Here is a 674-nt window from a genome sequence, read left to right as displayed (position 1 = left end):
CTCGGGGAACGATGGTATCGAGGACAAGTGTCTTCCGGCCGCCTGCATGCAATTCCACTGGTTTCTCCTGTTGCCCTGCTTCTAGCAGCACAAGCAAAGGACGTGTAACAGCTGAGAAGTCAATTGCGCGTGCGAGACTTGAGACACGAGTCATTTGAGCTAGAAAAGAGGTCCCAAGATGGGGTCAAGGTTCAATCGTGGGAACACATTTCAGAAACCTGAGAATGCCTTGAAGCGTGCAGAGGAGCTTGTGGTGGTTGGACAAAGGGGAGCAGCTTTGCAGACTTTGCACGATGTTATCACGTCAAAGCGTCACCGCACCTGGCACAAAGTGCTGGAGCAGATCATGTTCAGATACATCGATTTGTGCGTGGAGCTCAAGAAGGGAAGATATGCAAAGGATGGCTTGATTCACTATCGTAATGTATGCCAGCAAGTGAACATTAGTTCACTGGAGGAGGTTATCAAGTACTTCATGAAAACAGCCACTGACAAAGCAGAGGCTGCCCAATCGAAGGCAGCAGAGGTGAGTTCATTGAACTCCCAGTGGTGATTGCTTCTGATATTGCAACGCCATTGTAGGAGAAGCCTTCTGTATTGCTTGAATGAAGGCCTGGGAGCTTATCGATCAAGAGTTGATTGGCACTCGAAAGGCTTGCTAGTGTGTGAATCAC

Annotated in this window: 1 protein-coding gene; it reads left to right on the top strand. The window is 49.0% G+C overall.

What is annotated here, in order from left to right; genetic code table 11:
* The first annotated feature begins 229 nt into the window (after positions 1-229).
* Positions 230-553, top strand: a complete 324-nt coding sequence (locus RJ05_RS33195) for a hypothetical protein (protein ID WP_156090862.1) — start codon at positions 230-232, stop codon at positions 551-553.
* The last annotated feature ends 121 nt before the right edge of the window (positions 554-674 follow it).

It is taken from the genome of Nocardia cyriacigeorgica NBRC 100375, assembly GCF_000308555.1.
GTDB classification, from domain to species: Bacteria; Actinomycetota; Actinomycetes; order Mycobacteriales; family Mycobacteriaceae; genus Nocardia; species Nocardia cyriacigeorgica.
The sequence above is the reverse complement of the archived record's forward strand: the minus strand, read 5'-3'. Positions and strand labels throughout refer to the sequence as shown.